This is a genomic window from Bacillus sp. es.034 (assembly GCF_002563655.1).
GTDB lineage: Bacteria > Bacillota > Bacilli > Bacillales > Bacillaceae_B > Rossellomorea.
The window spans coordinates 3,823,623-3,836,749 of sequence record NZ_PDIY01000001.1; the positions used below are offsets into that span (position 1 = coordinate 3,823,623).

Annotated in this window: 11 protein-coding genes; 4 read left to right on the forward strand and 7 right to left on the reverse strand. The window is 43.9% G+C overall.

Annotation, left to right across the window (positions count from 1 at the left end; translation table 11 throughout):
- The first annotated feature begins 279 nt into the window (after window positions 1–279).
- Window positions 280–1,794 carry an HD-GYP domain-containing protein gene (locus ATG71_RS19450; RefSeq protein WP_098441090.1) on the forward strand — a complete coding sequence of 505 codons (1,515 nt, stop codon included), beginning with the start codon at window positions 280–282 and terminating at the stop codon, window positions 1,792–1,794.
- Between the two features lie 61 nt (window positions 1,795–1,855).
- Here the strand turns inward: ATG71_RS19450 and ATG71_RS19455 are convergent, their stop codons facing one another.
- The 4 genes from ATG71_RS19455 to ATG71_RS19470 all read right to left on the reverse strand — a co-directional run bounded on the left by ATG71_RS19455 (window position 1,856) and on the right by ATG71_RS19470 (window position 8,640).
- A complete protein-coding gene (locus ATG71_RS19455) occupies window positions 1,856–5,077 on the reverse strand; it encodes an AfsR/SARP family transcriptional regulator (protein ID WP_098441091.1) in 3,222 nt (1,073 codons plus the stop codon).
- Between the two features lie 129 nt (window positions 5,078–5,206).
- On the reverse strand, window positions 5,207–5,767 hold the full coding sequence (lepB, locus tag ATG71_RS19460; RefSeq protein WP_098441092.1) for a signal peptidase I: 561 nt from the start codon (window positions 5,765–5,767) through the stop codon (window positions 5,207–5,209).
- On the reverse strand, window positions 5,764–6,405 hold the full coding sequence (locus tag ATG71_RS19465; protein WP_098441093.1) for a TVP38/TMEM64 family protein: 642 nt from the start codon (window positions 6,403–6,405) through the stop codon (window positions 5,764–5,766). The genes lepB and ATG71_RS19465 overlap by 4 nt, the downstream gene beginning before the upstream one ends.
- 264 nt (window positions 6,406–6,669) lie before the next feature.
- Window positions 6,670–8,640, reverse strand: a complete 1,971-nt coding sequence (locus ATG71_RS19470; RefSeq protein WP_286163071.1) for a S9 family peptidase — start codon at window positions 8,638–8,640, stop codon at window positions 6,670–6,672.
- Between the two features lie 207 nt (window positions 8,641–8,847).
- On the opposite strand from ATG71_RS19470, the gene ATG71_RS19475 reads away from it, so the two are divergent.
- The gene (locus tag ATG71_RS19475) at window positions 8,848–9,237 is read left to right on the forward strand and encodes a YhjD family protein (protein WP_034763359.1); all 390 of its coding nucleotides are present in this window, start codon (window positions 8,848–8,850) and stop codon (window positions 9,235–9,237) included.
- 8 nt (window positions 9,238–9,245) lie between these two features.
- Here the strand turns inward: ATG71_RS19475 and ATG71_RS19480 are convergent, their stop codons facing one another.
- Window positions 9,246–9,815 (reverse strand): competence protein ComK, encoded by a 570-nt coding sequence (locus ATG71_RS19480; RefSeq protein WP_098441095.1) that lies wholly within the window; start codon window positions 9,813–9,815, stop codon window positions 9,246–9,248.
- A gap of 196 nt (window positions 9,816–10,011) precedes the next feature.
- On the opposite strand from ATG71_RS19480, the gene ATG71_RS19485 reads away from it, so the two are divergent.
- On the forward strand, window positions 10,012–10,248 hold the full coding sequence (locus ATG71_RS19485; protein ID WP_098441096.1) for an IDEAL domain-containing protein: 237 nt from the start codon (window positions 10,012–10,014) through the stop codon (window positions 10,246–10,248).
- Window positions 10,249–10,376: 128 nt separating this feature from the next.
- Complete coding sequence (locus ATG71_RS19490; RefSeq protein ID WP_098441907.1) at window positions 10,377–11,042, forward strand: DUF421 domain-containing protein; 666 nt, start codon at window positions 10,377–10,379, stop codon at window positions 11,040–11,042.
- Window positions 11,043–11,078: 36 nt separating this feature from the next.
- Here the strand turns inward: ATG71_RS19490 and ATG71_RS19495 are convergent, their stop codons facing one another.
- Both ATG71_RS19495 and ATG71_RS19500 read right to left on the reverse strand, forming a co-directional pair.
- Window positions 11,079–11,402: a hypothetical protein gene (locus ATG71_RS19495; RefSeq protein ID WP_098441097.1), complete on the reverse strand. Its 324-nt coding sequence runs from the start codon at window positions 11,400–11,402 to the stop codon at window positions 11,079–11,081.
- 194 nt (window positions 11,403–11,596) lie between these two features.
- On the reverse strand, window positions 11,597–12,868 hold the full coding sequence (locus tag ATG71_RS19500) for a M48 family metallopeptidase (protein WP_179886659.1): 1,272 nt from the start codon (window positions 12,866–12,868) through the stop codon (window positions 11,597–11,599).
- Between the last annotated feature and the right edge of the window lie 259 nt (window positions 12,869–13,127).

Consider the following 13,127-nt stretch of genomic DNA (forward strand, 5'->3'; position numbering starts at 1 on the left):
GGCTGGATTCTCCTCGAGAACGGCTGGTTCCTGGACGTTTTCGGCCGGATTATCGCGATAATCGGCTGTATTCTTACCCATTTCGGCTGGATTCCCATCGATTCCTCATGGTTCATCTGTAGAATTAGCTGACTTTCCTCCCGATTTCACTAACATTTACTATAAGATGTAAAAAGGATCCAATCTTTCACTATAAATCTATAAAACCACCATGTTCCCCCACCCCTTTTTCCTATATAATGAATCTACTAAATGTTAGTGAAATTGGAGGATTCATCCTTGGAGATATATCAGCAATTTCAGCGTACCATCATCAAAAATTATCTTTTAGGCAGTTTCATAGCCGTGTTCGGTGTCGGCTCTGTGTTCATTTTTCAAACCCTATCCCTTAAGGAGGATGAGTTCATTGCAATGGGGAGCATCATCTTCCTTTCGATTGTCACAATGTTCGGATTTGAATTTCTCGTCTACAGGAAACATATTCGTCCAATTAATGACGTTTATATCAGGAAAGACCCTTCCATCGATTTTGAAGTCCTCGTTACCGCTTATAAACAAGCAGAAAGATTTCCGCTTTTAACCGTTAAACGGATCATGTTGCCCCACTTCCTGGGGCTTTCGGTGCCGTCGACTTTGCTGACAGTCGTATTCATCCATGAAGGCACTCTTTCCATTCCGTACTCGTATATCCTTTACGCATGGTGCGGGGCTTTTCTAGTGGCGATCCTTCATGCGTTGATCGAATTTTTCTTAACATTCAAAGCTTGTCACCATCTGCAAGTAGATCTGATCCGGAAGGCGAGGGTACGGCATGGAGTGGATCCTTCCAATCAATCCACTTTATTTATCAGTTTAAAACAAAAGATCCTGGCCGCATCGCTATTCCTTGCCCTGTTTCCGATCCTGCTGTTTTCACTTGCGTCACAGATCCGCTTATCCATCGCGGACTCTACTCTATTAGTGGACTACTGGAAATGGGCAGGCATCCTTGTCCTTATCATTACGGTCCTTGCCTTCTACGGAGCGATCCTTATTTTCAAAAATATTGAAGGACCCGTAATGGAATTGGTCAACCGTTTTGAAAAGGTGGAACAGGGTCATGTTGCCCCCTCTCTCAATACGTATACGGACGAGTTCTCCCACCTCTTCTCGGGATTTAACCATATGGTGGAAGCCATCAATCTCTGGGACCAGAAGAACCAGCAGCTTCTCGACCAATTTTTTGCAGTGGTGGCAGGCACATTGGACGCACGCGATCCTTATACTGCAGGACATAGTAAGCGTGTGGCGGAATATTCCGTTATGATTTCCAGACAGTGTAAATGGTCTCCAGAGGAAATCGATTTACTTAATAAGTCTGCGCTTCTTCATGACATCGGAAAGATCGGGATCAGGGATGACGTGCTTTTAAAAGAAGGTCGATTGACAGATGAAGAATTTGATCAGATCAAGCGTCACCCTGCAATCGGTGAAGAAATCGTCAAAGGTGTCCAGTTGACGGAAGAACTCCTGCCCATCTTACCCGGGATTAAGCATCACCACGAGAGGATTGATGGCTTCGGTTATCCGGACCGGTTAAAAGGCGACGAAATACCCGTATTCGGACGATTGATCGCTGTCGCCGATGCCTTTGACGCCATGACGTCTGACCGACCTTACCGCAAAGGGATGCCTTATGAGAGGGCATTTTCCATCTTGAAAGAAGGAAGGGGGACACAGTGGGACAAGGAATTTGTGGATGCTTTCCTGAAGAGGATGGAACTTGATGCCGGGAATAAAAGGCAGACAGGGTGATACATGCCTCTCCACGCCAAAAAAGGATCCAATCGCAAACCGGACCGGATCCTGTTCCTATCTAAAGTGCTTTTCCGCCACTATCTATTCCCATCACCATTTCATACATTTGAATGGTCGCCGTCATCGGTTCAACACCAAGTTCAGACTGAAGGAGGGATTTGCACCGTCTAAACCATTTAACGGCCTGTGGACGGTTATTTTTTTGATAATAGCCGTACATGAGGATTCTGTAAGCTTCTTCCCAGAGGGGATCATGGTCGATGATGGTGAAGCAGTAATCGAGAGCTTCGTCTACCTTTTCCGTTCTGACAGCAAGCTGTGCCCGTTTTTCCAATCCCCTCAAGTACAGCAGCTGCAGTCTTTCCCTTTCCTTTCCGGTCCACCACATGCCTTTTCGGTCGGGCAGGAATTCACCTTTATAGTAGTGAAAGCCCCTTTCAAGATATTGAATGGACTTTTCCACATCATTCTCCTTTAACCCTTCAATGATCCAATCCGTAAATCGTTCGGCATCGTATTCGATATTTGCTGATGGATTCAGTCCGTAGCCTTCCTGGTGCCTCCCGATGAAGAAAGCTTTTCCCCTTGCTTGCCGATTCGGTTCCAATACATTGTTCAAGGCATTGAGTGCCACTTTGAAATCACGGTCGGAACCACTCCCTTCCGGCCACAGCTCTTCTATGATTTCTTCCTTCCTCATTAATTGCTTTCCATGGATCAGCAGATATTGAAATAATTCCTTTGCCTTCTCCCTTTGCCACTGCTTCTCAATGACCCTTCGATCCCCTAACTGGACCTCAAAGCGGCCAAGGGTTTGAACCTTTATGGAATAACCCGGGTGAGAGGGGATCGAATCATACCCCAATCTAGTTAGCAGTTGATGACAGTACGGAGCATGGATTCCTTTCTGATAAGCTTTCACGATTAACGGAACCAGGCTTTGCAGGTCTTTCGGCCCGAATGTCGTCGGCTTAAAAAAGATAAATTCATATTCCCCTGTCTGTACTTCATTCAAGCAGGAGGTCATACTTTCCATGAACAAGGCAGTATCATCGGTTTTATAAGCGACCGCGCTTTTCCACAGCTTTGTCATCGTTTTGCCGTACCGGTCACCGCAGGAATCAAATTGTCTCTCCGCCCGGTTAAAGCATGTTCTTGCTTCTCCCCATTCTTCACGGTAGAAATCCGTGATACCAATACTGAGCAGGATAAGGGAATACAGCCACATGTCCTCTACCTTTTCCGTTTCATGCAGCGCTTCTTCGGCCAGTTCCTTCGCTCTTTGAAACTCCCCCATCCGGGCATAAAGTATGGACAATCCCATATACGGTTCTGCTTTTCCCCTGGAGACGTTGATCTGACTCATTAATTCAAGCGAGGTTTCATAACATTTTTTCGCCAGGGAGGTATCATAGTCGCTGATCAGCTGAACCGCATGTCCCATCCTGATCCACCCGCAGGCTTCCACAAATGGGGATTTCCCCTTTATTCCCTGATTGATTCCATGCTGTGCCAATGATTTGGCTTCGTTCCCATTCCCCATGAACGATTGAATGAGAGAAAGTAGTAATTCTTTCTCACGGTGTGATTGCGGAAGCTGATCTTCCCCTTCTTTGTATAGCAGGACCTGCTTGGCTTCTTGAAGCTTGCCAGTCCTGAGCAGCATCCTTGCTTCGAGGTTGCCTTCTTCTTTCATGAATCCGTTCCTTTTTCCTTTGTCATACCAAAGTTTTGCCTGTATGGCCTTTCCTGAGTTTACAAGGTTTTCGGCTGTTAACACGTACAGGTGATTCTTTTCTTCCAAATATTCTTGCTCCCCGGCTTCAAGGCATTCAATGGCCTTAAGTAAAAACCGCTGCGCTTTTCCCGGCTGAATCGTATCTAAATAAATCCGTCCAATTCCTTCATATGCTTTACTCAACATAATCGGATCATTTTCTGTCAGCTGTACTCCCCTCGTATAAGCTTTTTCTGCTTTTTCATAAAATGAACGATAGCGAAAAAATTCTCCTTGATAAAACCACAGGGAATGATGTTGATCCTTTACATGATTGGGTATCCCTCTTAAATAATCCCCCAATGTTTCGAGCTGCCCGCCCTTCATCATCCCTTCAGCTTCTTTGACGAGGATCGTGGACACTGCCTCGATATTTCCCATTTTCAAATAATGGAAGATGGCTTTCTCCCAATTCCCGTTCCCTTCGAAGAATCGGGCGCACTTCAAATGAAGTTCCTTATAGAGGCCTGGGCTTTCTTCTTTCAATCTTCGTTCTAAAAATGTTTGGAACAAGGCATGCAGACGAAAATGATGAGAGCCTTTCATTTCCTGTAGGAGAGCATTCTTTTCGGATAGCTGCTTCAGCATCTGTTCGGATCCCGGCAGTTCAAAGATCACTTCGCACGTACTTCCGTTGATTTCATCCAGGATCGAAATCTGCTTAAGGAACTGTTGCACGATTGGCGTTTGCTTGGAGAGTACTTCCTGGGCCAGGTAATGAAAGAGTTCTTCCAGGGAGGAATGCTGCTTTTCCACCGTAAGGATATCCGGATTTTCCTTAAGCTGCGAGTGGATCATACTGACGGCGATGACCCAGCCTTCGGTCAAATCATAAATGGCATCGAGTTGGGATTCAGGGATGAGTGTTTCATGAAACCCCGTCAGGAGTAACTCCACCTCTTCTTTCTTGAGGCACAAATCACTTTCTGATATTTCCATCAGCTGACCGGATATCTTAAGCTGTATAAATGAGGACCAGGCAGGTTTGGTGCGTGTAGAAAGAAAGAAATGAATATTTCCGGGTAAATGTTCGATGACTTTCTCCATCCATTGATTGATGAGAAAGGAATGATCCACGAGATGATAGTCATCTATAATGATAGTGAAGGAGTGGGGAATTTTCATGCATTCGTTAATAAACAGGGCACTTAACCGGTGGATATCATCTTCCTTCATATATTGTCCCATAGACCGGAGCATCTCTCTTAGTTCTTCTCCAAAGTGCGGCATCTGCTTTTGGATTCCATAGACGATATTGGTGACAAAAGGGATCAGTCCATCATCAGTCTGTGTTATGGAGTACCAGCAATATTCGGGTTGTACATCCTGTAAAAATTGGCTGATGGCCGTGCTTTTCCCATAGCCTGCTCCCGAATGGACGATCACTAATTTGTAATCTGTAACCGTTCTCATCTTTTTCATTAAGCTTGGACGTCTAATGTAGGAATCCTTGACAACAGGCGGCACAAATTTGGTTTCAATGATTGGAATTTCCGTTGTCACATAACCACCCTCAAAACGAACGAATTTTCTTACTATTCTATCATATTTATATTGGGCAAAGGAGGATAACTAGTACATAATCGGCAAAAAAAAAGAAGGACCCTATTATAAGGTGCCTTCTCTGTCGTTCTATTTTCTAAACTGTACATCCCATTCATTGATCGGCCAATAGCGAAGGTCCACTTTCCCGACAATCTGCTCACGGTCGACAAATCCGAAATAGCGGCTATCCATACTTCCCCGGCGATTATCCCCGAGAACGAATATCTTCCCTTTAGGAACCGTTTTTTCACCTGTGATTTCCTGCAGGGTAAAGTCACCCGTCAGCTTACTGCCGATGTACTCCTGCTTGAATTTCTCTAAATAGGGTTCTGGATAGTACTCCCCGTTCACGTAAAGTTTGTCATCTTTGTACACGATTTTATCACCGGGCAAACCAATGATCCTCTTCACATAATCTTCTTTTTCATTTGCATGGAAGACCACTACATCAAAGCGGTCCAGTTCCCCTATATGATAGCCGATTTTGTTCACGACCAGTTTATTTCCATCCTGCAGTGTCGGCATCATGGATTCGCCTTCCACCACATAGTTGGAGAAGAGAAAGGTCCGAATGATGATGAATATGATTAATCCAATTCCCAAGGCTTTGATCCATTCAAGTCCTTCTCTTTTTACCTCTTCTCTCAATTTGATTCCTCCTGCTTTTTCCGTTCGATTCGTTGATCTAATTCCATTTTCTTATTCAGGTGTATCTCAATTCTTTTTCCGACAAACCATAACACAAAAATAATAGCCACAACGATGACTGTACGAATGGGTTGTTTAACTAATGATATAATATCATATCCTATAAAACTTATGGTGAATATCATCACCATTTTCCCCGTTACCACCGCCAGCATATATTGAGCGATGCTGATGGAGGATAATCCTGCCACTACATTTACAACCGCAGATGGAGTGAATGGGAAACATAAAAGGATGAACAGTGGTCCAAATCCATGCCTGTCTACCCATTTCGTCAATCGATTCACTTGCTTATTCTTCCTCAAGAAGCGAAAGACCCGCGCCTCCCCGTATCTCCTTACCAATAGAAAGACAATCAGGGCTCCAAGCGTAGCACCGATCCATGAGAATAAAAAGCCCCACCATAATCCGAATGCATTCGCATTGGCCGTCACAAACACCACCAGGGGCAGGAATGGAAGAAATGCCTCCAGCAACGGAAGGAGGATTCCCGGAATCGGCCCAAATGAACGATATTGCTGAATCAAATCCATCATATTTTCTAGCGTAAACCAATCTTTTATCTTATTGATATTCATATGATATGTTTCCCCTTAAACGACCATGAACTTCGACTTTACTACTTACCCTCTCATCATATCACACCGGAACAGGATTTCCATATTGCAATTTCACGCGTCGTTTTTATTAATACACGTTTTCCTAAAGGGGGGGATTGTAAACCTCACGCTGAACGGTAATTTTTTCAGGACGGGTCCAGGCGGATCTGTCGAACGTCCAAGGATGGCGATTCCCTCAAAAAAACTGCCATCCCAACCCGGAATGACAGTTCTCCCTACCTTCTATAAATGCTCCCCGAACCAGTTGACGATTTCCTGCAAACGGGCTTCCCGCATGGAGGGCTTTCCTGTACGGGAGAGGTTGTGGTTGGATTCCGGGAAGCGGACGAACCTCGCCTCTTGATTCTCCCGTTTTAATGCGATGAATAACTGTTCAGCCTGCTCGATCGGACAGCGGTAATCCTTTTCACTGTGAAGGATCAATAGTGGAGTGTCTATATTCTTCACGTAGGCGAGGGGAGAGTGCTTCCACAGAGTTTCAACGTCCCCAAGGTCGCTTTGGATCTGCCACTCGGAGAAATAGTAGCCGATATCACTTACTCCATAAAAGCTAATCCAATTACTGATCGATCGCTGGGTCACAGCTGCTTTGAACCTGTCGCTGTGGCCGATGATCCAGTTGGTCATGAAGCCTCCATAGCTTCCACCGGTCACGCCAAGGCGGGATTCATCTATGAACGGAAATTCCTTCAGTGCGTAATCCACTGCCTTCATGATATCTTCGTAATCCCCGCCGCCATAATCACCCCTTACGGCATCTACAAAGTCCTGACCGTAGCCGTGACTTCCACGGGGGTTGACGTATAAGACAGCATAGCCGGAGTTTGTCAGTACCTGGAACTCATGAAAGAATGTGTTTCCGTACATCGTATGAGGGCCTCCATGAATTTCGACGATAAGTGGATACTTCTTTCCTTCCTCAAATCCCGCAGGTTTCATGATCCAGCCCTGGACCGGCCAATCATTTGCCCCGTTGTACATGAACGATTCCGGAGAGGACAGTTCCCTCGCGGCAAGCAGGTCCCCGTTTAAACGGGTGATGGTGGTGAGTTCTCCGGTCGGGACATGCAGTGTATACAATTCCCCGGGCTCTGTCGGTCTGCTCATTGCCAACAGGATGGTTTGGCGGTCCGAATCCAGGTCGAATCCGTAGACATGCTGCTCTTCCTGTAAGAGTGCAGGATAAATGGCCCCCTCGATGTGGGCATAATAGAGAACGGTATTTCCCGAGTCCGATGCCAGAAAATAAAAACTTTCATTGTCCTTAGACCATTGGATCCCGGTCCGAGACGAGCCCTGGATACTGTCACTGTTAAGATAATCCCCTACCGGCACATCCATCCCTTCAGTCAGGCAAACGGAATGTCCGGTCTCAAGTTCGTGAATATAAATCTTATTATGAGTTGCGTTTTCAAATTCACGATTATGGCCAATATAGGCGAGGCGCATGCCATCCGGGGACCAGCTTGCTTCCCCGTAGTATCCCGGCTCTCCGTTCACTTGTTTACTCTCTCCAGTATCAAGGTTAAAAAGATATAAATCGGACTGAAATGAAAAGTCCCTGTCTTCTTTCCTGTCTGTGGATACGGCAAGGTACTTTCCGTCCGGGGACCATGAATGGAGCGTGTAGTCATGTTCATCATCCGTTAGCCTTTTCATTTCCTTCGTTCCTATATTCATATATGCTATCTGTGAATATGAATCATCATGGAAGCCCCTATCATCGCTTTTATATTTCATGCTTGTGGTAACAAAAGGCTTTGGCTTTTCCTCTTTTTCTTCTTTGTGATCGAACGTTCCGCCTTTTTCTAAGCGAATGGATAAGGCAATCTTTTCACCGCATGGAGACCACACAGGATTCGAGACCGCCGTCGGACAGTCCGTGACCCGCTCTGCTTCCCCTCCATCCCGACTGATGAGATAGAGCTGATTGACACCGGATCTGTTGGAAATGAAAGCAATCCTCCTTCCATCAGGTGACCATCTTGGTGACGAAATTCTCTGTTCCCCAAACGTCCATTGACGAATGGATTCTTCTTTTAAGTCGATACTATGTAAGGTTGAGAAATATTCATCTTTTTCTTTACACATCACCGTTTGAACAAATACAGCTTCTTCTCCACCCGGTGAGAGCCTTGGATCAGATACAGCCTTTATTTCGTAAAGGTCTTTTATGGTCACGCTTTTCTTCATGCTACGGCACCTTCCTTTCATTCTGTACCCTTTATATTTTCGACACTGAAAATACGAATCCCTTCACGGATAAAAACCCGCGATCCCCTTCATAATAGAAACAAATTCAAATTCTACAATTTTCCCTATTGAAAGTAAATTGAAATAAACGTAAAATATTAAATACGAACATACGTTCTATACCAAAGTGAAAAGGAGTCTTTTCATATGACAAGGATACCGGAGACCGATCGGAATATTTTGGAGCAGGCAATCTATCTGCCCATGGTACTGACAATATTGAATCGCGACCTGCAAGTCGTCGACAGCAGTCCATTTAAATTAAAGAGACCGTATTTAGAGATGATCGAGGAGACGATGAAGGTCATTCAGGGAGAACTGGCCCACGTTAAAAAGTATATGAGGACGAACAAGATGAAGGTGGAAAGGATTCAATCGGATGATGCTTTCACGATGTATATGTTTTTGTATAAGGGATATGAAGAGCATCATAATTACTTCAATCCACGCCTCCGGAACCGGGTGGAGGATTTAATGAGACATTATCTGTTCCGCCGCTTCACCGAAACAAAGACAGATACAACAAAAGAAGCGTGATACTCTGTTCACGCATCGGTTTTGTGTATATGTCGATTCAAATAGAACGTTTTTACATTATTCATTTCAGTCTGGACCTTCGTATTATATTTACTTTCCATTTCGGCGATCCGCTGTGTATAGGCAATGCGTAGATCCGAAGTGCGGAGCATTTGATTTTCAAAAGAACTGTAAGAAATGGGAACCGTGCAGGATTCATTGTTTTGCAGGAAGATTCGTGTTGATCCATTTGTCAACCGTTCATATCCCCGGACATGGGAGTGGGAGATCCATGCACATTCCTGCTTTACTGGAGATGATGTCGGGAATAGATAAATGGACATATCAGGGTTAACCATGATGGGGGCTTTGTAGATGATACCCGTAAGTTTCTTCGTACCTTCTTTCCTGCCTTCATAAGAACAGCCAAAGAATTCACAACTTTTCTTGAGGATATCAAAGGGTTTGAACGGAGAAATCAATACGTCATCCACCTCTATTATTTTCGTAAATGTCCTGGCTCCATATTCCATAGGCTGCAGGATCATTGTATGGGGATTTACTTCATATTCTTCTATAATTCGAGATTTTTCTCTCATTTCATCGCCTCCATTTACATTTTCCACCAAAATAATACCACATATTTCGAGGGTTGTCTCTCATATTTTTAAAAATTCTGATATTTATCTTCTTCTACTGATTTATGAATAAAAAATTATCAGAATATTTAATTTTTTAGTTGAATTTTTACTACTTACCCCATATACTAATAAAAAGAATTCAGGGGTGACGTATATGGAAAGCAAAAAGTCCTATACAGAAATGATGAAAGCCGCTGCCATGACCCGGAAGAAAGCCGCTGAAAGAAGCGTAATGGAAATCTATATCGATATGGTCCTGCACGAAAGCATTTTAATGACACAGAAATCCAAACTCCTAATTGACATTGATGCCGCCCTGGATACTAAGGATAAGGTACTGTTCATGAAATTATCAAAGGAATTAAATGAATTGAACGTAAGTTACGGATAATCATAAATGGCTGACTCCACCTTCGAGTCAGCCATTCCCTTTTTATCGGACAGGCACCTTCACGTGCATGACTTCTTCCTCATTGGCAAATCCTAATGGGGAATCTATACACGATGGAGCGAATCATCATGATCCTATTGATAAAAGTTTTGGTCCTCTACTTGATCACCATAGCGGCTATGAGGCTGATGGGTAAGTCTACAATCGTCCAGATGACCCCTTATGACCTGGTGGCCATCATCATCGTCGGGACCATTGCCTCTGAGCCATTGATTTCAACAAAATTCTGGCCGACCATCACAGCCCTCGTCTTTCTTGTCGGGCTCCATGTGCTGTTTTCATTCCTTACGTTAAGTCAATGGGGAAACCGGTTCTTCCTGGGAGAGCCTACATTGTTAATAAAAGACGGGGAAATATTGGAAGATAACCTGGAAAAATCAAAGATCTCACTCATTCAACTATCGTCCATCCTCAGATCTCAGGGATACCCGAAGATTTCAGATGTGGACTATGCGATGCTCGAGCCCATCGGTGAGGTGAGCATTATCCCCAAAGTAGAAAATACGCCGGTTACAGTGGAACACCTCAAGTTGAAGATCGACGATGAAGGCCTGCCGATTTCGGTCATAGTGGACGGAAAAATCCAAACCAGGAATTTGAAGCTCCTGGGAAAATCGAAGGAATGGCTGGAAACGCAGCTCACCAACTCCAACCTGCACCATAAAGATGTGATCTTCGCCTATATGACGGAAAAAGCGAAAAACCTGGTTATCAGCAAAAGAGAAAAGGCCTAGTGAATGACCAGGCCTTTTCTTTATGCCTTCATGATTTCAATGGAAAATGTCCCCATAAGCTTTTATTGTTAAATAGAATACGACTACAGTGTAAATTAAGGCTGTCCAAAATGATATCGAGTGATAGAATCTCTTCTTCTTTTTCCCTTTTAACATGTGTTGGATCCTTTGATACCGATAACCACCACCGTAAGCATAAATGATGATCAAAGTGATCAATATTCCAATGATTAATGACCACTCCATCATTGGTCGGCCAGTTTCAAGATAACTCCAAAAAGGCAATCCCACTAACAGCAACATAGTAAAAACAACTTTGCTAAAAGACAACAACAGTTTTTGGTTTATGATTACTTCCATCCCCAACCACCTCTCCATCCATTTTCATGATCCAGCTTTAAGAGTTATTACTTATTTTACCATAAAAGTTATAATTTAGAGAAAATTTTTTCACTTAATCTTTCTGTTATCACGTGTTAGCTGGTTGATCCTTTCCCTGTTCATCCAAAAATAAAAAAACCAAGTCAATATAGCTTTGACTCGGTTTTTTGTCTTTACTCTTCTTTCTTCTCCGCTTCATATTCCTCAAGCATCGACAGGCGCTCAAGCATAGTGGGATGGCCGTAACGGAAGATCTTCACCAACAGGGGCGGATTCACTTGGGATAATCCAACCTTCGATAACTTCTGGAAGGACGAGATGGCCGAATCCTTATCACCTGTCATTTCGATGGCGTAGCGGTCCGCCCTCGTTTCCTGGTACCTGGAAATCCAGTTGCTCAGTGGACTGATCGTAAACAACAGCATGGAGGTAATCATTAAGAATAATGGAAGTGAGCTCAAGTTCGAAACTTTCGATACTTTCAAATCATCACTGTGATTTGCCACGATCCCCCTCATCAGCTTAGCCGTCAGGAACAGTCCGAAGAAGGACAGAACGAGATAGATCCCGATTCCGATATAGATATGCTTTTCCACGTAATGAGCCATTTCGTGGGCCATGACGAAGAGGATTTCCTTGTCTGTCAGCTTTTCGAGGGTCGTATCCCATAAGACAATCCTTGAATTGGACCCTACCCCGGTGACATACGCGTTAAGGGAATTGGTTTTCTCTGACATATCGACTTCAAACACGTGATCAGCAGGGATATCGGCCCTGTCTGCAAGTGAGAGGATCTGCTCTTCCAATGCTTTATCCTTCAGTGGATAGAAATCATTGTAGAGGGGATCTATCAGTACAGGCTGTACAAACATCATAAAAATCGTGAATGGAACAGACAAAGCCCAGGCCGCAAGCCACCAGCGCTGTTTAAAGCGTTTCATCAAGGCATACAGAACCGAGACGATGATGAACATAAGCAGATAATTCACCCAGAAATCCGTGATTTCATCCTTCATCCACATGGAAAACGTCTGAGTGGAAATGTGGTAGCTTTTTGAAATCTTATATGAAATGTACTGCAAAGGGAAAATAGCCACGAAAGAAGAGATCGATAACCAGAATAAGAAAATGGCCGTTTGCAGGAACCCGTTCTTCACCGTCCCCCTCGCCCATTTTTCAAACACACGGGATACTCCAAAAATCAGGATCAGGAAATAGAATAACCATTCATATGGAGTCGATAAGAAAAACAAAAGATTCTTGATTTTGGAAAAATCCTCACTCAACAGAATTTCTTTATTATTCATAAAGGTGGCCGGGTCCGCACTGCTTCCCTTATACGCTTCAGGTAAAGTGGAATCCGCCAGGAAAAATAAGTACACATATAAAAATAAGCCTAATAGCAAGTAAGCCAGTATTGACCTGAGCGCCCATTTTCTAGCCAACATACTTCCTCCCTTCGTCTTCACTACTATATGTAATACCCTGTCCAAAGTTTTAGAACCTAAACACGGACAGTGAGAGAAATGGTTCGGTTCATGCAGGGGAAATCGTTTATCTGCCGTTCTGGTGATTTACGTGCCGCATATCCGCCATATCTTCATTATATCTGCCAGGATAAAATTTTATCTCCCATTCCCCAAAAATTTATATAGCATTCTCCAAAATACGACGTCCATGCTCAATAAAAAAAGCCACGATTGG

Bases quoted from the DNA above. Each gene is read 5' to 3' on its own strand.
- ATG71_RS19465 (WP_098441093.1), bottom strand. From the start codon at position 6,405: ATGAATATCAATAAGATAAAAGATTGGTTTACGCTAGAAAATATGATG.
- ATG71_RS19470 (WP_286163071.1), bottom strand. From the start codon at position 8,640: ATGAAGAAAAGCGTGACCATAAAAGACCTTTACGAAATAAAGGCTGTA.
- ATG71_RS19475 (WP_034763359.1), top strand. From the start codon at position 8,848: ATGACAAGGATACCGGAGACCGATCGGAATATTTTGGAGCAGGCAATC.
- ATG71_RS19480 (WP_098441095.1), bottom strand. From the start codon at position 9,815: ATGAGAGAAAAATCTCGAATTATAGAAGAATATGAAGTAAATCCCCAT.
- ATG71_RS19485 (WP_098441096.1), top strand. From the start codon at position 10,012: ATGGAAAGCAAAAAGTCCTATACAGAAATGATGAAAGCCGCTGCCATG.
- ATG71_RS19490 (WP_098441907.1), top strand. From the start codon at position 10,377: ATGATCCTATTGATAAAAGTTTTGGTCCTCTACTTGATCACCATAGCG.
- ATG71_RS19495 (WP_098441097.1), bottom strand. From the start codon at position 11,402: ATGGAAGTAATCATAAACCAAAAACTGTTGTTGTCTTTTAGCAAAGTT.